The following is a 329-nucleotide window of genomic DNA, read 5'->3' as shown; positions in this document are numbered from 1 at the left end:
GTTAGTATGAAATATAACATCCAAACAAAGGTGGGAATCGAACAAACACAGCGCATTCGCTTAGTAAAACGTGAAGCGGGATTTCAATGGGAAGGGATTGTTCATGAAGATTTACAACGAAAAGAACCCTCTTCTCGTTATGCCTGGATGCTGAATCAATCAGCTTTTTACACATGGATTCCCCATCAACAATTGGCACATTGTTATGAACAGCTTGGCGACCACAAAAAAGCAAAAAGACATCAACAAAAGGCAAAACAATTTCAACAGAAATAACCCAATCAAATATAAATTTGATTGGGTTATTTCTTCTTTTTTCTATCAAAACA

The 329-nt window shown here is 36.2% G+C and carries 1 pseudogene; it reads left to right on the top strand.

The window, feature by feature from the left end:
* Window positions 1-276, top strand: a pseudogene (locus JDS99_RS31175) (hypothetical protein); the annotation flags it as partial.
* Window positions 277-329: the final 53 nt, after the last annotated feature.

Origin of the sequence: Bacillus cereus group sp. N6, from assembly GCF_016483705.1 — a bacterium.
Taxonomy (GTDB): domain Bacteria; phylum Bacillota; class Bacilli; order Bacillales; family Bacillaceae_G; genus Bacillus_A; species Bacillus_A wiedmannii.
This window is presented reverse-complemented; position numbering and strand designations above follow the sequence as displayed.